This is a genomic window from Gimesia sp. (genome assembly GCF_048262075.1).
Taxonomy (GTDB): domain Bacteria; phylum Planctomycetota; class Planctomycetia; order Planctomycetales; family Planctomycetaceae; genus Gimesia.
In genome coordinates this window covers 69,140-88,598 of record NZ_JBLXFK010000001.1, presented here as the reverse complement: position 1 = coordinate 88,598, position 19,459 = coordinate 69,140, and the positions used below count along the sequence as shown (strand labels likewise).

Sequence of the window (19,459 nt, the reverse complement as noted above, 5' to 3'; positions counted from 1 at the left end):
AAAGGGGCGACAATGCATTATTCTTTCTATTCACTGGCGGCACTGGCAGTACTGGGTTTCTCTGCAGGCAGCCTTTCAGCCGCTCCGGAACAGGACGAATCGGCGTCCCAGAATATTTTTCAACAACTTGACAAAAATTCAGACGGCACTGTTTCAGCCGAGGAAGTTCCACAGGATAAAGAACGTTTTTTTGACCATCTCATTCGAACTGGTGACCAAAACAAAGATGGGAAACTCACGAAAGCTGAGTTTGAATCGAGTCTGAAAAAAGAGGACCAGAAATTTCCTGCTGCAGGGGGAGGTGATCAAGGCCGGAATCGTCGTGGTATGCAGGACTTCATGAGTCGCCTGGACCGTAATGGCGACAAAAAGATATCCCGTGATGAATTACCCGAACCACTGCGTGATCGTATGGAACCCCTCTTCAAACGTATGAACACCGACGCAATTCCCCTCGATGCTCTACAGCGTTTGGGAGGAATGAATCGAGGCAGACCAGGTGGAGACCGTAAAGAACGTCCGCGCCCCGGTGATGATAAAATGTCCCAGGATCGGTTCGAGCGTTTTTTCCAGTCCCTGGATACGAACAAAGATGGCAAACTGACCCTGGACGAAGCTCCTGAAAGAGGAAAGCAGATCCTGAAGCAGATTTATCAGCAAGCCAATAAAGATCCTGATGCTCCTCTTTCCAAACAGGAATTCACAGAAGCGGTCAAACAATCTCGGCCTGAGCGGAGACCTGGCAACCGTGGACCAGACACCGAAATGAAACGCCCTGAAATGAGCGGTCGCCCGGAAGGCAGACGCGGCGATTATCAAGGAAGAATGCCTCAACCGGCGTTCATGAAATCACTTGATACGAACCAGGATGGAAAACTGGATTCCAAAGAACTGGAACAGATGAAAGATCTGTTGAAAAAGCTGGACCGTAACGAAGATGGTTCACTTGATCTGAGAGAATTGATGGGCGGCGACCGTGGTGGATTTAATCCCCGTGGCCGGGAACGCGATCGTATGAATCGTCCGCGACGCCCCTCTGCTGACACACAGGAAAAGGAAAAACAGTCAGATACTGATTCTAAAAAGCCAGATGCTTAGGCACAGAGTCATGAACTTCGCGTGAGATCATGACTGATCTTGAGAGGCAGTTTGCTCCAGCGCGGGTGAACTGCCTTTTTCTTTCTGCAGATGTTGAACCCAGGCGGGAGGCAGGTTGCACCAGACCCAGTTGCGGCGAATTCGGAATTGACGCGTATAGTCGCCCATAATCTGATCAATTTCACGAATTCGCTGATTCTCGTCCCCCTTGGATACGACCTTGCGGACGGGGCGTACATACATGTATTCAAAATAAGTCAGTACGCCTCCCGGTTTCAGCAGGCGAAAGTACGCTTTGAAAATTTCGCTGACCAGTTCCGTCGGAAAGTTATTTAACGGCAGTCCGGAAACAATATAATTATATTCCTCTGCTGCACCATAATCCTGTAAGGGACAATTATGGATCGCGGTCTGATGCTTGATTTCCTGAAAGCCTCGTTCGGTATCGAAGCGTTTATGCAGGATTTCGACAAATTTATCATTCAACTCGACCAGATCGAGTTGGTCTCCCGGACGAATCTGCTTGACGATCTCCCGAGTGACGGCACCGGTACCAGGGCCTATTTCCAGAACTTTCTTGGGCCCCTGATGTTGCTTCATCGGCCCGGCCATATTCGCGGCCAGAAAACGGCTACTGGGAGCAATGGCACCTGTGGTTTCAAAAGTGGTCCGAAACTGCCGGAAGAATTCCAGATAATGTGACAAGATTGTAATTCCTGATCGCTACTCAATATGAATTGGAAAAGATACCTGACTGTTATGAAAGTGCCTGGCGGCGCGCTGCCCCGATTTCCCGGGCCTGCTGTAAAATATCAACTCCCACCGCCTGGCTCCAGGCGGTAAGCAGTTTCTGGTAAACGGGGCCGGGAACTCCCTGTGACAGCGGGCGATCTTCAAAGCGGGTGACAGGCATCAGACAATATGCTGTCGAAGACGTCAATGCTTCGTCCGCTTCATGTATCATATTGGGTGAAATATCTGTTTCCTGATAGTCCAACCCCAGCTGTTTTGCTAACCGAATCACCATTTTCTGACTGATTCCCCCGAGAACATATTCAGGACGCGGAGAGAGAATCTGATTTCCCTTTACCAGAAAAAAATTACCTACTGTCGTTTCCGCCACATATCCTGCCGGATCAAACAATAAGGCGGATGCCTGCGGATTTTTCTGGCGAACCAGTTTGTCTGCGCGATAAAGATGGATTCTGCTGCGTGATTTTACACCCGGATCAAAAATAGCAGCGTTGAGTGGCTGAACCTCTGATCTTAGCAGATTCTGTCCATTTGAGTACTTTTGATCCCAGAGTTCAAAAGCCAGTGGGAACGTGTGCACACAAACTGTCGGGGTTTGACAGGCCTCAAGTTCAGCCAGCCCCAGGTAAGGCAGATTGTGACCGGCTGTTATAAAGACCGTTAAACCCAGATCATGCTGGCGAGGTAACAACGCTGCATTTCTCCCCACCAGAGTTTCGCAGACCTGCTTTAATTCCGAGAAAGGAACAGGAGTTTCAATGCCGACATACTCCAGCGCCCCAGACAAACGCTCCAGATGGTCTTCGAGCATAAACAGCTGATGTTGAAACGTACGTACCATCTCTGTGACAGAAGCGCCATACACGATTCCCAGATCCGTTACCGACAGCCTGGCTTCCGCGTCGGGAATGAAGACACCGTTCAAATAAGCCTGAGCTTCGGACATGGAGAAAGATTCATTCTGGAAAGAGAGACGGTAAGACAAATCAGGCAGTTGGTCATCTGCAGATCAGTATCCGTAATATGCAACAGGAGTCACATAGACAGGATAGGGCTGGGGAGGCGGATATGTCGCGGGATATTGTGAATTCAAATAAGGTCTCCTGCCAAATAACCGGGTCTGTAAATACATGGTATTGGCAATCATACGGCACCCCAGAGGGAAAACAGAACTGTCACACCTTCGATGTAATTCATTCCGGAACTGCAAATCACAATACCGCCGATTGATACCCGGAATCTGATAGCAGCGGTCATGCTGAGAGCAGCCGCCGCGAAAATCTGCTCCCATAAATCCCTGGGGAGTCAACATCTGTAGCAGGGGGGCGCCATCCGGACCGCAGGGATATCCGTTTCCGCAGGTTTGTGCCTGTGATTTAGAACTCACCAGGCAAATGCAGGCAAAACAGAACATCCACACCACAATATATTTCAATTTCATGACATAACCTGAACCTGCATCTGAAATGTAGTCAACCAGGATCTGGTACTGTTCAAAAGCTCGCACCCGATCGTTCGTTCGATTTTCTCTATTTACCTGTCCAATCGCAAGTTTCTTTTGCCCACGTCGCTGAATTCCTGTCAGAAAAGGGGGTACAGGCATGATAGTTGACAAAAAAATGAACCAGTCATATGACTTCTGGGTCCGACCTCGATATACTGCGAAGGAGAATGATTGGTCTAACTTGAGATATACCAATCATTTTTTTACGATTTCAATGAATGTAACGGCATTGAGAATTAAGTAATTCAACGAAACGGAATCAGATAAAAGGATTGAACGAGATGGCGATACCAACCATTCAACCAGGTCAGACAAAAATTGGCTGGATTGGAACGGGAGTGATGGGAGCCAGTATGGTTGGCCACTTGATGGATGCTGGTTTTTCGGCAACGGTGTATAACCGCAGTAAATCCAAAGCAGAGCCACTCATCAAAAAAGGGGCAAACTGGGCGGATTCTCCTAAAGCAGTTGCCGAAAACTCAGATGTCATCTTTTCGATTGTTGGTTTTCCTGCAGATGTCAGAGAGGTACTTCTCGGAGAGCAGGGGGCTTTGGCTGGTGCGTCAACTGGCAAGATTCTGGTGGACATGACAACCAGTGACCCGTCCCTGGCTGTAGAAGTGGCCGAAGCATCCCAGGCTCAGGGAATCTATAGTGTTGATGCCCCGGTTTCCGGCGGAGATGTCGGTGCCAAAAACGGAACCCTGTCCATCATGATTGGTGGCGAAGAAGCGGTTGTGGATGCACTCAAACCCTGCTGGGATGCCATGGGGAAAACAATTGTCTATCAGGGAGGGGCGGGATCAGGGCAGCATACCAAGATGGTCAATCAGATTCTGATCGCGACCAATATGATTGGTGTCTGCGAAGCGTTGCTCTACGGCTACAAGGCAGGCCTGGATCTGCCCACAGTACTGGAATCCGTCGGCAGTGGAGCAGCCGGGAGCTGGTCTCTCTCGAATCTGGGGCCACGCATTATGGATAACAATTTTGACCCGGGTTTCTTTGTAGAACATTTTATCAAAGACATGGGAATTGCATTGGCAGAAGCCAAAGCGATGAACCTGAGTCTTCCCGGCCTGGCTTTAGGGCATCAGCTCTATCTGGCGGTCCAGGCACAAGGTCATGGACGTGACGGAACCCATGCTTTGCAACTCGCCCTGGCATCATTGTCGAACGTCGACTGGGAACAGCGCGCATAGCATCAATCATATTCCACTGATCATAAAGAAGAACTAATCCAGCCGACTTGCACTGGCTGTAAGAATTTGTATTAAGGTATTATAAGCATGGCGAATCAAAGTGACCTGTTCGCAGGTCTTGCGGTAGCAATGATCACCCCGTTTCAGAATGGTGAAATCGATGAGACAGCGCTTCGCGCTCTGGTCGATTATCACGTGGAACAGGGGACAGACACCTTGTGCCCGGTGGGGACCACTGGTGAATCACCGACATTATCCCACGATGAACACAAACAGGTGATTTCGATTGTCTGCAAACACGCGGCTGGCCGGATTAAAGTGATGGCTGGAACCGGATCAAACAGTACACGTGAAGCCATCGAATTGACTAAATACGCACAAGGGGCAGGGGTAGATGGTGCTTTGCATGTAGCTCCCTATTACAACAAGCCGACACAGGAAGGGTTCTTCCAGCATTATCAGGCAATTGCGGAATCAGTGGATATTCCCATCGTCATCTATAACATTCCCGGACGGACAGCGAAAAACATTGAGCCGGAGACGATTATTCGACTGGCTGATATTCCGAATATTGTCGCCGTCAAGGAATCTACGGGCTCCATGGATCAGGCCTCTCATATCCTGTCTGCCTGTGACCTGGCTGTTTTATCAGGCGATGACAGCCTGACTCTGCCGTTGATGGCATTAGGTGGGAAAGGCGTGGTTTCTGTCGTGGGAAATATTGTTCCCGGCGATGTAAAAAGCATGCTGAATGCGTTCAACGCGGGAGACTTAGCGCTCGCCCGCGAATGGCATTTCAAACTGTTTGCTCTCTGCCGTAATCTGCTTGGCCTGGCGACTAATCCGATTCCCATTAAAGCCGCCATGCAGTTACTGGGGCGTGACAATGGCGAAGTTCGTCTACCCATGACTCAGTTGGACAGTGGTTCAATGCAGGTTCTGGAAAAAACCCTGCAGGATTATGGTCTGCTCTAAGAATTCCGCTAAACTAAACAGCTTCAACAGTTGCTCCGGGTAAGAGACTCCAGGAACAATATTCAGTTAGGCACTTAACCTGTTTCAAGAGGTATCTCTGGTGATATTTGGCTTTGGAAAATCCCGGGAAGAAGATGATGATGATTTCGAAGATGAAATCGAACCGGTCTCGTTTCAAGGGGCGCTCAATGGTCAGCCTGCAAATCTGAAAGACAATGCCCGGCTGGTAAAAGCAGGTCTGATGGCTGCTAAAAATATCGTTACCGACGGACTCGCATTGCGGGCAGAACACATGCGATTTGAACCCAAGGGTGAGCGGTACCAGGTTCTGTTTTATGTTGATGGAGTTCCTAATCCAGGACCGAAGCTTTCCAAACAACAGGGGATGGCCGTTGTCCAGGTTCTTAAACTGTTATCGGGTTTAAATATCCAGGAACGCAAACGCCCTCAGTCAGGGGGAGTCGCTGCGGAACTGGAGGAAGTATCCTACCAGTTACGGGTGGCAACGACGCCCACACCGGGCGGTGAGCGTCTTTCCATCAAAGCCATCAACATGAAATATCCTCTCGATCGTGCAGATGATATTGGCATTAGTGATGAATTCAAAGACAAGATCCGCGAATTGAGTCAGGGACGCAATGGGCTGATCTTGGTCAGCGGCCCTCCCAATTCCGGTACTACCACAACGACTGTCGGTGTAGTCCGTTCAGTTGATGCTTACCAATACACGATCTTTGCATTGGCCGACCCCGAACATCGTGAACTGAGTCATATTGCGACCCTCGACAAAAAAGAAGGCGACACATTTGATGATGAATTGCGGAGAATCATCCGCATGGAAGCAGATATCATTTATCTGAATCCCATTACGGATGAACAATATGTCGCGAGCATCCTGAATGTCGCTGACGAAATCACGATGATTGCGGAAATTTCGGCAAAAGATGCAATCAACGGTATCATGAAATACTGCAAACTGGCAGGCAGCCTGGAAAAGGGAGTGAATTCGCTAAAAGCTGTGGTAGGACACAAACTGATCAGAACCCTGTGTGATCAATGCAAAGAAGCGTTTCGCCCGAATCCGAAACTCATTGAGAAAATGGGGCTCCCGAAATCCACTAAAATGCTTTATCGTCCACCACGCGAGACCGTAGATGAGGACGGTATTGAGATCGAACCCTGTGAAAAGTGTGATGGCCTGGGATACTACGGTCGGACGCTCATGCTGGAAATGATCGAAATGACGGACGACATGAAGAAACTGATCATCAGTGGCGCCGAACCTGCAAAAATTAAAGCCTTTGCCAAAAAGCAGAATATGCCCAGCTTCCAGAAAGATGGAATTCGACTGGTTGCGGAAGGTAAAGTTTCAATGGACGAACTGCAACGCGCTTTTAAATCATAATTGATGCCAGAGCAAAGTAGTGAAGTACAACCAAATGCTTTACCTTAATTCTATAGCAGAGATGTAGTACAGTATTTCCCTGTCGGTGTTGAAGAACAGCTAACTAACCAGCGTGAAATACTGGAAGCATATCAAAAAGAACGCGCCCGTAAGTCTGCTCAGCCTGAACTGCGGTGAACTTTCGATGGACGAAGTCACTGGTTTCACTTCACGCTCCGCCTGTCCGTGTAAAACTGGAGAGATTTAGTAGCACACGTAACTTTCAAGCAGATCGAAACGCAGGTGCACTCTTGGTCACATTCCGCCATATCTATGTTCTACAGACTTTCTTTATACAAAATCTTGTCCGATTAAGCAGAATATACCGAAGATTCCGGTTTTACGTGTCGATAATAGAAGTACACACGTTGTAGTTTTGTGTGGCCTTGCAATCACTTTACATCGAAGTGACTGGATTCAGTACAAGGATGGACTGTTCCCAAGGTGTTCCCGGCTCCTGTCTTACCCTGTTTACACGTCTCCCCAACAGGTGCCTTTCGACAACTTTATCATTCCGAGGAAAATCATGGTGATTCGCCAGCTAAAAAATTGGTCAGGTGTTGGTGTTCTGGGTTTAGCATTAATCGGTTTAACCAGCACCGGTTGCCAATCCAGCATTGGTGGCCAGACATTGCCTTCAGCGTATTACCTGAATGACGATGTGCAATTCTACCCGGCAGGCCCTGAAGAACAGCTCTATAATCAGCGGGAAGTACTCGAACAATACAAGCTGGAACGCAAAATCCAGCAGGATCAATAATCATTCGATGAAAACTCCAGCAGGTGTGGTTTCGGCCCGCCTGCTGTTTTCACCCTTAGCGACTCCAAACAGGGGGGACCCTTTCGCGTCTCATGACAGTTCAATGCGCTGAATTATTTGAGCTGTCAGCGAAAGGATATTAGCCGGACGCAGAGAACGGGACTCTCGCCCGGCTTTTTTTATTTTACCGCTGCCAGTCTCTGTTTCAGTTTACTGCAGTGCTTCCAAAGAGCAGTGAGAACAGAAGACGCTTCGATCACAAGCAACACACGCTAAAGTGTTTTCGACATTTTATCTGCCAGGCGTGTCAGAGCCGGGCTCACATCAGTTGGCTTGAGATGCACGTTGATCACACTCAAACTGTCCTTATTCGCCAAGGCGGCTTTGACAGCTTTCTCCAGGTCCCCTTCCGTACTGACTTCAAAGCCCCAGCCACCTCCAATCAGATCGGTAATATTATGATATTTCCAATCGGGAATATCATTGAACGGACCTTCCTGCAGAAATCGCTCGGTAGTGTACCCCTTATTATTGAGCACGATGACAATCGGATTGAAACCCAGCTTGAGTGCCGTCGAAAGCTCCAGACACGTCATTTGAAACGCGCCATCGCCAACCAGCACGATTGGCCGCAACTTGTGATTAGCCACCTGTGCTCCCAGAGAAGCAGGAATTGCAAAACCCATTGATGTATAATAGGCAGGGCTGAGAAACTTGGTATGTGTATTGATCATCAAGTCGACCGCACCGAACAGGCAATCACCGACATCGGTTACCACCACAGTCTCATCAGTCAGAATCTGATTTATGCTTTCAAAAAGATGTTTTGTCGTGACAGGCTGTGCCGGCTTGACTTTGAACTCTACCTGCTGGGGACGGACATTATCAGGAATTTTCCGGGTGACCACTTTCATTTTCTGTTTTTCCAGTGCTGTGACAAAGTCCGAGAAAATCACGTCATGGAAATGATGATAACTGATTCGCAATTTTTCGCTGGTCGCATAGATGCATTTTCCCGGATCCAGATGCGCTGTATAAATCCCGAGATTTATGTCTGTCATAAATGTCCCCAGGAGAATGACACAGTCACTCTCTTCGACATATTTCTGAACTTCGCTGCGCCCCATTGCACCTTCATAGACTCCGAGGTAAAGCGGGTGAGACTCGCTCACCACGGACTTACCAAGAATTGTGGCACACATCGGAATTTTGAATTTTTCAGCAAACCCGAGCACTTCTTCCCGTAAACCAAAGCGATGGACTTCAACCCCTGCAATGATCACCGGCTTTTTACTGGCTTCGATTAATTCCTTTGCCTCTTCCAGCGATTCTCGTAATGCATTCTGATCACTGACTGGCTGACTGTCATCAGGCACATGGGGTATCACAGCCTGCTTGTGAACGCAGTCGCGAGGCAACTCCAGATAGACCGGCCGCTTAAATCTGACACAGGCTTCCAGACATCGATCGATTTCCTGGAAAGCCGTCATCGGATTATCAAGTAAAGCGGTTGCTACTGTAATTTTTTCGAACACATCTCGCTGTGTATGAAAATCTTTCACACGGTGATGGAGCAGGGGGTCCGTCTCCCGTTCTGACATGCCCGGCGCCCCACTGATGACAATCACCGGGGACTTTTCTGCATAGGCTCCTGCAATCGAATTACACAGACTCAACCCACCAACACAGTATGTGACACAGACTGCGCCCAAACCGTTGACCCGCGCGTAGCCATCGGCTGCATATCCAGCATTATCTTCGCGGGTTGTTCCCACAACACGAATCGGACTTTCTTCCAGCATCCCGTAGAACTGCAGAACAAAATCGCCGGGAATCCCAAATAGATCCGTGACACCATAATCCTGTAACCTCTGCACCAGATAGCTGCCAATGGTGTGCACCTTACCATTTTTCTTCTCTGAAGTGGTGCGGGAAGCGCGTTTTGAGGTAATACGCGATTTAGTTGAGGTGGGCTTTGAACCGGTAGTGGATTTGCGAGCTGACATCTCAATTCCTTCCTTACAGATATGATAATTCAATCAGAGAAATTGTGATCAAAGAACTTTATATGCCTATTATAACATACATGTGAGTACGAATAAGAGGCATTCACATAAGCCACTGCCAGACCAGGACTTATGGGTCAACGAAATCGCGGAAGACAGATACGTCAGATCCAACACGTTTAACGCTGGAGCAGTTTTCTGATTCCCCGACGTTCTGCATGTTTTACCGGATTCTGCTCACCAGCAGGTATGGCTGATGGTTCAACAGTCTCACCAAACTGGCCCCAGTAGCTGGTTAAGAGACGATAGCAGTCGAGATAGCGCTGTGAATCCCAGGCAAGAGAAAGCGTCGAGACCAGCTTCGTCAACTGGCGATCATCTTCAGGCGAAATCTGATGGATCTGCAGATCAACATCATCAATCCATAATTTTTCTGCCCCCAGCTTTTCGACTACAATATGGGCATTCCGGATTTGATCTGCGGGTATATCTTTCACACGAAACAGATACTTGCGCCATTGCTGATCTACAGAAATAATGGCTGATTGCACTTTCAGCTTTCCATTCTGCTCCGCCTCTAATGCAATCCGAACCCGCATATCACTGGCGGTTGACTTCATCCAGACACTCATATTCAGATAACGTGAATCCTGAAGCGGAATTTCATTTGTGCGCAGAAAGTTATTTCCCGGCGCACTTCCCAGAACCAGTGATGTTTTGCCCGAATGCGACTCTGTCGAATCAATGGTCCAGGCGTTTCCCTGGGAAACCTTTGATTCCCAGCCAGCCAGAATATAGTCCCGCGAACTTTTACTTTCAAAATCGGCATGAAAGACTACCGCTGTCAGCTCATCCATCGACTGATGAAGCTGTACCAGACTTTGTTTCTTCTGTTCAATTTTGGCCTGCAGATGCTTACGGTCCTGTTCCGCAATATTACATCGAACCGTTTCGATCTGAATCTGTGAATCATCTATCCGAAATGCCTGAAAATCAAATGGCTCCAGAGTGACTGTGTACCGCCTCACTCCTCCCCCCGACTGTATTGCTGTCAGCGCTTCACCAGATTTCAGATGAATCACCGGCGCCTTCGAAGGAACCAACATTTCGATTGAAACCTCGCATTGATAAGGAAAATCGTTCACGACATAGAAAAATGCTTTTTCTTTACCGCGGGACAAACGGGTAATTACCGGTTGTGATGCTGCGTGAACTGTCTGAAACGGGCGCGGAGGAAGTTGCTGAAACTGACTGCGGATTGATTCGGTCGCACGTTCCTGGCCAAACGGGATTGTCCAGCCTCCATCAAAGATGAAATAAGGATCCTGCCTGGCAATCGAATGAATATATCTAATTCGATTACTTTCCTCAGCGGGGGTGACTTGTGAAACCAGCCAGGTAAATGCCGGCTGCCAGGGCGAGATTCTGTCAAATTCGGCGATCCGGATTTCGACAGGGTTGTGATAAAACAAGGCGCCACTCAAGCGGGACTTAAATGCGTCATCGACTGACGGATGCGTATTCAGAACACGTATTAGAGAGGAGACCTGCTGTTGTGAATCGTATTGACCGGGCCTGAGCACAACGGCATTTTCGATCTGATCATAATGGGAAAAATCCAGCCCCAGTTCCATTAAGATGGGACGAAACATCGTTCCCGCCTTAAGCGCGGTGATCACATCACCTTCGTGACTGCGGGAAGGCAGTAACTCCCGGGCAGAGAAAACGATCTGGGCATCAGGTGATTCTGCCTGAAGCACATCGGCTAACAGTTGATGCAGCTCCCTGATTTTCTGGCAACGCCATAATGTCCATTGCGGTAAAGCTGTTGTCGTCAGATATCGAAAACGATCCTGGTACTTATTTACTTCCGTGCTAAAGGGAATCTTGATTCCGGTCTCTTTCTGAAACTGCTGAACAGTCTGATCATCATAGCCCCATTCCAGTCCGGGAAGCTGAAGGTAACCATTCAGGCTCAACTGAACGGCAACCCCTTGAAATGAGGGATGTTGTTTATAGCGAATCACCAGTTCTCGGAATATTTTGACTATCTCAGCCTGAACGCGCGGATCGAGGGGGTTATAAAAAGGAGCCTGTCCGCGTGAAGTCCCTTTCGCTTCACGCCAGGTCTGCCCGGTTGAATTCACCAGCTCAATTCCCGCAGATCTGTCGGACTCATCCTGCAGCATCAGTTCCAGTGAATACAACATGGAAGAAAACTGCAACTCCGGAACCAGTGTTAACTGCTCCCGGTTAAACATCTGAAATAACAGTTCCAAAACATCCTTACGCACAACATCCTGTCCTGATGAATGATAGACACCGGAATCATAACGGGGTGTCGGTGCCAGGAACCCGGAAGGATAGATTGTACTTCCATCTGCTGAAACAGCCATCAGAGCACTGTTGAAACGGTGGTATTTTAAATAGTAAACCAGGCGCTCACCCGCTTCTCGAAAAGTCTGCCAGTCGTCCAGACTACGATTACTTTTGCTGTCTAACACCTGTGTTGCACCAAATATTTCTGGCAACAATGGTTTCTGCAGGTAAGGTCCGGTCAGCCGACTCTTTTCTTTGCCAGAGCTGACTTCATGCTGAGACACAGATTGGGAATATAACTGTGCAGGGAGCTCGTAAACCTCAACTCGCGTGGCTTGTGCAGGATCTGCAGACCCCAGACTGTGAAACAGGAGTATCGGATTATCAACCTTAGGCCAGAATAGTATTTCAGCCTGTAACCCTTCGGACCGGTCTTTAACCGTCACTTCAGTATCGGCCTGATAGACACCTGAATCAATACCGACGGGAACCAGTTGTCCCGCGGCATCAGGTTCCAGAATACTGAATCCCAGTTTAGCGCCAGCGCGTCGCGGATAGGTTACCAGCAACTTGTGAGGACAATGTAGATTTTTAACCCTCAAGTGACAGGCTGACCAGGGAAGAGACTGTTGCCCCGACTGTTCACCCGCTGGATGGGAATTAAAAAATGACTTCAATGAATTCCTGAACCGACTGCCTGGACGCCGTTTGATCAGATCACGGTGATCAAGAGCACCATGCAGAGATAATTCATCTACCAGGATTCCGTCATCTGGAATTAATGCCTTAATGTGAGGCCGAGGTCGCGATTGCGAAAGAACGGCAAACTGAACCACTGCCTGGCGACCTCCCATTGTCACCACCAGATCATACTCACCTTTCGCAGGTGCCTTAACAGCCAGACTGACCCCCTGTTTCAGCAGTTCCGCGCGATCCAGCGTTGGTAACGCAAGCACTCCTGCTGCAACAGACTCCCCTGTACGTGCTCTCTGGATGTTCCAGTTTAATTCCTTACCAGGTGTGACTGCTTCATTGAAAAGAAAGTGGGGAAAGGCCTGAACTCTAATTTCTTCTTCTGGCTTGAAAACAAGATGAGGATGCCTGATGCGTAAGGCAAACGAGTCACCAGGTGACTGTTGTACGATCAACTGGGCAGCGGTCTGATTGACGGGAACAATAGCCTTTTGAACCAGAATGTCCTTCAAGTCGAATTGCTGTTTCAATGAAACAAGGGGATCATCTCGATCCTGCACCTGAATCTGGAGCTTTGCATCAGCCACTCCACGAACCATAAACTCAACACTGTTAAACACACGCCGTGAGTGTGGCTGGTATCGAATTACCTGGCCTGCTGTCTTTAAGACGGCGGCTTCATCCGCATCGACGCCCAGGGATTTCACTGAAAGCAGTTCACAGCCAGTTAAATCGAACTGTGCCCCCCAGTGACGGGGAACTGATTCTCCCCACTCAATTCGAAATTTAACGGGAATGGCAAGCGCATCTTCAGCCCCGGCGTGCGCGGGAAGTAACAGCACCAGCCAGAAGACAGAGCAAACTAATAATAAGGTTCGTTTCACAGAAACCTACTTTTCCGTGTGAGGGAGGACCGGAGATTCGGGGCCGCTCGAAATGAGCAATCGAATGAATGCCAACAGGCTGTGAAGAAATGAACTTAAAGGTGAGTCGCTGGATTATAGGAATTTTCTGATCTGGGCCAAGAGCAATAATTTTCTTAAAAGTACAGCAAAACACGTCCGTTTCCCCGGAAACCATCTTGACTCAAATTCAAAATAATGTCAAAAAACGCATCCTCTCTCACAGCTTGCTTCCGGGCTCTCAAACCAGAAGCAGTTGTCACGATTCAATTCCTTAGCCTGGAACACCTTGAGTTAGCTCAGTTCAACAGCTCCGGAATTGCAACTACAAATCTCACTCCTCTCAAAACCCAAATACCTACCCGGACTAATCATGATGTTAAAAAACGGTTTCGCTCTGGTAAGCTGCTTTTTCCTGCTGGCATTTGCGACAGGCTGTGCTTCATTAGTTGAAGTGACAGCGATTGAACAGTTTTCAAAGGCCATCGAAAATGAAGACATGAAGTCACTGAAACATCACACCACAATGAAATTCTCGAAAGTTGCCTTGCGGGACAAGACTTCAATGGATGATTTGAAGATCCTCAAGATTCCCACCGGTGAAACGACGATTGTCGAGATCACAGACATTTCCGAAAATCACAAGAAAGTGGTAGCCGAAGTCGGCAAAAACAAGAAAAAGCTGCTCTACGAACTTAAACGGGTTACCAAAACAGGTGAGTGGGTCGTCGATGATATTTATATCAATCAAAAACAAAAGAATTTGAACGTGATGAAATCTGTTACTGAGCAGATGGATTTACTGCTCACAGTACGGGAATTCGTCGCTGCCTGGGAAACGGGTAACCGTGACGACATCCTTAGTACAACCGAAGGCGAATTCAAAGAGTCACTCGAGCAGTTGCAACCTGCCTTCCTGGCCAAACTGTCCCAAAAGGTCGCTGGCAAATCCAAGAGTTCGAAAAGCCGACGTCCCGATGCCCAGTTGGATACGAACATCGCCATCGTCCGTCTGCCACGCAATTCTGGCGAGATGGTAATTTCAATGAAGTTGAAAGAGGGAAAATGGAAAGCGACCGATGTTGCCGTCGAATCACGAGTTGATGGACAACATATCGCCTCCGCCAAAAAGCAGGCAAAAATGCTCCTGGCCGTCAGCAACTTCCTTGATGCCTATAACCAGAATGACAAAGAAAAGCTGAAAGATTTTACAGCAGATCAGTTTTTTCGTGGCAGCCTCGATTTTGCCGACCTGAAACTGGCTGCATTACCTCAGTCGCATGATGCTGCTGCAGACTACGAATTACGCATCGAAAACAATCTGGCAAACTTTGTAACACAAAATAATGGTAAAATGATCAATTTATCTCTGGTCAAAATTGAATCAGACGAAATTGATGTTCCTGAAAAATATCTTGTCGAAGAAGTCACTCTCTTTCAGGACCAGGGAAATCAACAGGTCACGTTGACTTCCCTGTTCTCAAGCCGGGCCATCACCCTGGTATTCAGTGAAGCACTTTCAAAGCGTGACATGAAAATCCTGGACTTCAGTTCCACTCCCGACTTCTCATCACGTGTCTGGAAACGCGTCGAACCTCAACTGGTCTCACAGTTACCGCTGGATGAAATAACTGAATCAGGGTTTGAAATTCTGGACATTCAATTTAATGGTGCCATCACAAAGGTTTCTGCACGGCAGGGAAATCTGCCAGTTACCTACATCTTGAGAGAGCATCTCGGGCAACTGCTGGTTGATGACATTGAACTGGACCTGAAAGGCCGTCCTTCTTCGGTGAAAGCGACACTGGAAATGCTGGTGCAGGTTCAGAACTATGCCTACTATATGCACGAGCAGAGTATAGGAAAACTTCAGCGTCATTCTTCCCGCGACTTCAATGAACTGGTCTGGCGACAGGTGGATCAGGTTCCGCGGACTGCCTTTAACATTCCAGAGATCCTCATGTCCAAACTTGCCAGCCTCGAAATCAATGAAAATGAAGGCTACTCACGCATCCAACTGGGAACTGAGCAGAAAGGGGCAACTGTCCTGTTTAAAAAACAGCAGGGACAGTATGTCGTGGATGATATCATGATCCACTCCGATACCGTGGCTTCACGCTATCTCTCCACCAAGAAAGAACTACGCATGTCAATGGCCGCCAACGCGGGCACCTTGAAGCAGACTGCGGTTCAGGCTACCTACACCATTTCGAGCCAGACCGTGCCTGAGAGTTCCACTTCCTCTCAGCCTGTATCCACTCCAGAGATTCAGCCCACGGCATTTGAGATCCCCCAACAGGAGCCTTAAAACGGCTCGGAGTTTTCCGAAGCCCCATCGGTATTTAAATATCGAATATGTTTGTGAACACTGACATTAATACTTTGATACCTGGTTTTCAGGTGCCCGGTATCAAACAGGTCCTCGCGTAAGATTTCCAGATCATCGGAACCAACGGCATTCGCAAAGATCTTGGAGAGATAGTTCACGCCCTGTTTTGAAGGCTGATATCGGTGTTCATCGTAAAAGGCAGGATGCAGAGTCCGCGCGTGAATTCCCCGCCAGGCATCCCTCAATGAGTTCCCATTGATTGAACTGACATAAAATCCCCGCTGCTCACTCCACTGTAAAATTGCGACATAGTTATTCTGCCGCTGGACGAGCAAATCTACGGCCTTGCCTCCCAGTTGTGTTGCATAGTGACGATCAAAACGGATCGGACGGCCGCCGCGTTGAGTATGCCCGATTTTTCGCGTGAACGTTGCCTGCTTTGCGAGATCATGCCGCTTCCGGGATACGAAATAGTGATCCCCCAGGGATTCGATCAACATGTTCTGCAGGACTTCTGCAGCACCGCTGAAGATGACATTCCCCGCCGGATCGACGCTTTTGGAGATATCCCCCAGACGTTTTCCATCCTGGTCACGTAATCCTTCACCGATGACGATGACCACATTTTTCTGTATTTCGTAGAGATCGCGTACGCGCCGTTCGAATCGTTCATAGTCCAGCGGAATCTCAGGGATCAGAATGATATCGGGCTGACCGTACGCTGCACCTAATGCCAGATAACCGGATTCACGTCCCATGACTTCAATAATGGCGATTCTACGATGGCTCTCGGCTGTCGAACGAATACGCTGCACTCCCTGCACACAGACATAAACGGCTGTCGCATAGCCGGGTGTCGCAAAGTTAACGATATCGTCCAGTTCCAGATCCTGCTTACCAGGCATCTTACGAAATTTTTCCTTGTGAGTCTCAGGATTGGCTTCACGTACCCACTCATTGGGTTCATCAGGGTAATTCAGTCCCAGATCATTATCGATGGTTTTGGGGGCTAAGACACAGGGCATGAACTGCGAAATCGGCTGCATCCCGTTCAGGGTGCCATCCCCGCCAATGCAGATGAGTCCCTCGATTCCTAACTGGTCCAATCGCTTTTTCACCAACTGCAACTCGCCCGCATGTGACTCATCAATATAAGTACGAGACGAACCGAGAATTGTGCCCCCACAGCGAGGATCGAGCTCTGGTAGTGTTGAATACAGAGGATTTAATCGAATATGGGGGACGTTGGGATCGAGTAATCCACCAAAGCCTTTAATAATTCCGACAACCTCTACTCGAAGCTCATTGGCTCGTTCGACAGCCCCAAAGATAGTCGCGTTTAAAGCTGGGGTGTCGCCACCTGCTGTTAGAAGTGCAATCCGACGCATATTAATCCTTTCGTCACGCTGAAACGGGAACGCTGCTGGAAAACATCAGTGACTTTTCTGAAAGGAATCCAAGTAAGCCTGCTTCCACTGCCGGGGAGTAATTGAATTCCTATTTACGCTGGCGAAAGAATTGTGATAATGAAATGGAATTCTTTCGGCTGAAGTTCTATTTTATCAGCGTCAGAACTTCACTGACATTCCGGCAAGGAATTTTGATGGAGTTCCGCCAAGATTCCATGCTAAATTTTAAATTTATTTCAAAATCAAACTGCGACATCATTCTTCGTCAGCTCCCTGACTTCTTTTTTTACCCAGTTTATTAGAGTTTTGTGTTGTGCGAGGTGTCCCATGAAATATGTACTTGGTTGTTTTTTCTCCGCGGTGATCGGTGGTCTGATTGTGGCTTCATTTGAATCCCCCGGGTCAATGATGATGTCTACATCAGAGGCTCAGGCACCTCCCCGCCTCTCAGGTCCACAAATATTTCCGCCGACACCACTCGCCTCAGAGTCGCCTAAATCCACAGCCAACAAGACACTGGCCATTCCTGAAACTGCTATGTTCAATCAGCGCGGATTGTCGCCGGAAGAAGAGATTAACGTCAGTGTCTATGAAAAATTAAACAAAAGCGTTGTTCATATCACAACAAAGAGTACCAAATCGGATGGTTTTTTTCTGTTGGAATATGATACGGAAGGGGCCGGTTCTGGAGTGATCATTGATCAATCCGGACATATCCTGACGAATTACCATGTGATCGAAGACGCCCAACAGGTCAATGTGACTCTGTTCAACGGGAAATCTTATCCAGCCAAGTTTGTGGGCGCTGATGCGATTAACGATATCGCCGTCATTAAGATTGAAGAAGAGCCTGGTATTCTGAAACCGGTAGCCATGGCGGACTCCAGTAAACTGAAAGTCGGACAGCGTGTGTTTGCCATTGGTAATCCTTTTGGCCTGGAACGTACCATGACCTGCGGAATCATCTCCAGCCTGAATCGCTCTCTGAAACTCCGAAGCAATCGTACGATCAAGTCGATTATTCAGATTGATGCCGCCGTCAATCCGGGGAATTCAGGAGGCCCCTTGCTCAATTCGCATGGCCAGTTAATCGGCATCAATACCGCCATTGCCAGTAATACGGGACAGAGTTCCGGCGTGGGATTTGCGATACCGTCCAACCTGGTTTCCCGCGTCGTCCCGCAACTGCTGACCCATGGTCACATGATCCATCCTGAAATCGGGATACAACGTGTGTATGAAACCGAGCACGGCCTGTTAGTCGCCAAGCTGACTCCTGGCGGTCCTGCAGAGAAGGCTGGAATTCGCGGACCGAAAATTGAAACCAAGCGCAGGGGGCTGATCATTGTGGAGCGCGTTGATCGCGGCGCTGCTGATCTGATTGTAGCCGTTGATCAGAGTCCTGTTAAAACAGCGTCTGACTTCCTGGACTACATTGAAAGTAAAAAGCCGGGTGACACAGTTGTTGTGACCGTCTTACGCGGTAAAGAGCAGACTCCCACGAAAATCTCAGTCATTCTCACAGCGGGGCATACCAACCGGTAGACTGTATCCATTTTTACTGTAGCGTCTCCAAGACCATTTGAATTGAGTATAAGAAATCAGAAGTCGCTACGGTTACCTGGGATGCGATCTCAATAAAAAAGGCTTCCTGAATCGATCATTCAGGAAGCCTTCCAGTGTGTCTTGTTCGGAAGAGTATTAGTTCAATACAGGCTCAACGTTGATGCGTCGACCTTCGTTATCGAAGTAAACTTTTCCTTCCACCAATGAAAAGATGGTGTAATCACGACCTAAGCCGACATTTTTACCGGGGTGCCATTTTGTTCCGCATTGACGGGCAATGATGTTCCCTGCCAGCACGCTTTCGCCGCCGAACTTTTTAATTCCGCGTCGTTGTGCTTGTGAATCACGACCGTTACGGCTGGAACCCTGACCTTTCTTATGTGCCATTAATTCATTCCTCAGGTAGCAAAAGTTGCCCCTGTTCAGGAGCATTTTAAGAAAATACTGTTAATTGAGGCCGTATATTGGCGAATCCAGCCTTAAGTTGCAAGAGATAATC

Annotated in this window: 14 protein-coding genes; 7 read left to right on the top strand and 7 right to left on the bottom strand. The window is 48.4% G+C overall.

Annotated elements, in window-relative coordinates; genetic code table 11:
- Positions 1-12: 12 nt before the first annotated feature.
- Complete coding sequence (locus ACN0YH_RS00355) at positions 13-1,098, top strand: EF-hand domain-containing protein (protein ID WP_417377568.1); 1,086 nt, start codon at positions 13-15, stop codon at positions 1,096-1,098.
- Positions 1,099-1,125: 27 nt separating this feature from the next.
- Here ACN0YH_RS00355 and ACN0YH_RS00350 read toward each other — a convergent pair whose 3' ends face one another.
- The 3 genes from ACN0YH_RS00350 to ACN0YH_RS00340 form a co-directional block, all read right to left on the bottom strand.
- Positions 1,126-1,803 carry a class I SAM-dependent methyltransferase gene (locus tag ACN0YH_RS00350; RefSeq protein WP_417377567.1) on the bottom strand — a complete coding sequence of 226 codons (678 nt, stop codon included), beginning with the start codon at positions 1,801-1,803 and terminating at the stop codon, positions 1,126-1,128.
- A 52-nt stretch (positions 1,804-1,855) separates the two neighbouring features.
- The gene (locus ACN0YH_RS00345) at positions 1,856-2,797 is read right to left on the bottom strand and encodes an aminotransferase class IV (protein ID WP_417377566.1); all 942 of its coding nucleotides are present in this window, start codon (positions 2,795-2,797) and stop codon (positions 1,856-1,858) included.
- 63 nt (positions 2,798-2,860) lie between these two features.
- The gene (locus ACN0YH_RS00340) at positions 2,861-3,292 is read right to left on the bottom strand and encodes a hypothetical protein (protein WP_417377565.1); all 432 of its coding nucleotides are present in this window, start codon (positions 3,290-3,292) and stop codon (positions 2,861-2,863) included.
- Between the two features lie 344 nt (positions 3,293-3,636).
- Between ACN0YH_RS00340 and ACN0YH_RS00335 the strand changes: the two genes are divergently transcribed.
- The 4 genes from ACN0YH_RS00335 (at position 3,637) to ACN0YH_RS00320 (ending at position 7,736) form a co-directional block, all read left to right on the top strand.
- A complete protein-coding gene (locus tag ACN0YH_RS00335; RefSeq protein WP_417377564.1) occupies positions 3,637-4,557 on the top strand; it encodes an NAD(P)-dependent oxidoreductase in 921 nt (306 codons plus the stop codon).
- Between the two features lie 87 nt (positions 4,558-4,644).
- Positions 4,645-5,532: a 4-hydroxy-tetrahydrodipicolinate synthase gene (dapA, locus tag ACN0YH_RS00330; protein ID WP_417377563.1), complete on the top strand. Its 888-nt coding sequence runs from the start codon at positions 4,645-4,647 to the stop codon at positions 5,530-5,532.
- A 100-nt stretch (positions 5,533-5,632) separates the two neighbouring features.
- Positions 5,633-6,937, top strand: coding sequence for an ATPase, T2SS/T4P/T4SS family (locus tag ACN0YH_RS00325; protein WP_417377562.1), 1,305 nt, complete (start codon positions 5,633-5,635; stop codon positions 6,935-6,937).
- A gap of 565 nt (positions 6,938-7,502) precedes the next feature.
- A complete protein-coding gene (locus ACN0YH_RS00320; protein WP_417377561.1) occupies positions 7,503-7,736 on the top strand; it encodes a hypothetical protein in 234 nt (77 codons plus the stop codon).
- Between the two features lie 272 nt (positions 7,737-8,008).
- On the opposite strand, the gene ACN0YH_RS00315 is transcribed toward ACN0YH_RS00320, so the two are convergent.
- Both ACN0YH_RS00315 and ACN0YH_RS00310 read right to left on the bottom strand, forming a co-directional pair.
- On the bottom strand, positions 8,009-9,742 hold the full coding sequence (locus ACN0YH_RS00315) for an alpha-keto acid decarboxylase family protein (RefSeq protein WP_417377560.1): 1,734 nt from the start codon (positions 9,740-9,742) through the stop codon (positions 8,009-8,011).
- Between the two features lie 179 nt (positions 9,743-9,921).
- Positions 9,922-13,638, bottom strand: coding sequence for a family 10 glycosylhydrolase (locus ACN0YH_RS00310; protein WP_417377559.1), 3,717 nt, complete (start codon positions 13,636-13,638; stop codon positions 9,922-9,924).
- 391 nt (positions 13,639-14,029) lie between these two features.
- On the opposite strand from ACN0YH_RS00310, the gene ACN0YH_RS00305 reads away from it, so the two are divergent.
- Complete coding sequence (locus ACN0YH_RS00305; RefSeq protein ID WP_417377558.1) at positions 14,030-15,964, top strand: hypothetical protein; 1,935 nt, start codon at positions 14,030-14,032, stop codon at positions 15,962-15,964.
- Here ACN0YH_RS00305 and ACN0YH_RS00300 read toward each other — a convergent pair.
- Positions 15,961-17,373 (bottom strand): 6-phosphofructokinase, encoded by a 1,413-nt coding sequence (locus ACN0YH_RS00300; RefSeq protein WP_417377556.1) that lies wholly within the window; start codon positions 17,371-17,373, stop codon positions 15,961-15,963. The two genes, ACN0YH_RS00305 and ACN0YH_RS00300, sit on opposite strands and share 4 nt — an antisense overlap.
- Positions 17,374-17,721: 348 nt before the next feature.
- Between ACN0YH_RS00300 and ACN0YH_RS00295 the strand changes: the two genes are divergently transcribed.
- Complete coding sequence (locus ACN0YH_RS00295; protein ID WP_417377555.1) at positions 17,722-18,939, top strand: S1C family serine protease; 1,218 nt, start codon at positions 17,722-17,724, stop codon at positions 18,937-18,939.
- 156 nt (positions 18,940-19,095) lie between these two features.
- Here ACN0YH_RS00295 and rpmA read toward each other — a convergent pair whose 3' ends face one another.
- Positions 19,096-19,347, bottom strand: a complete 252-nt coding sequence (gene rpmA / locus ACN0YH_RS00290; protein WP_417377554.1) for a 50S ribosomal protein L27 — start codon at positions 19,345-19,347, stop codon at positions 19,096-19,098.
- Positions 19,348-19,459: the final 112 nt, after the last annotated feature.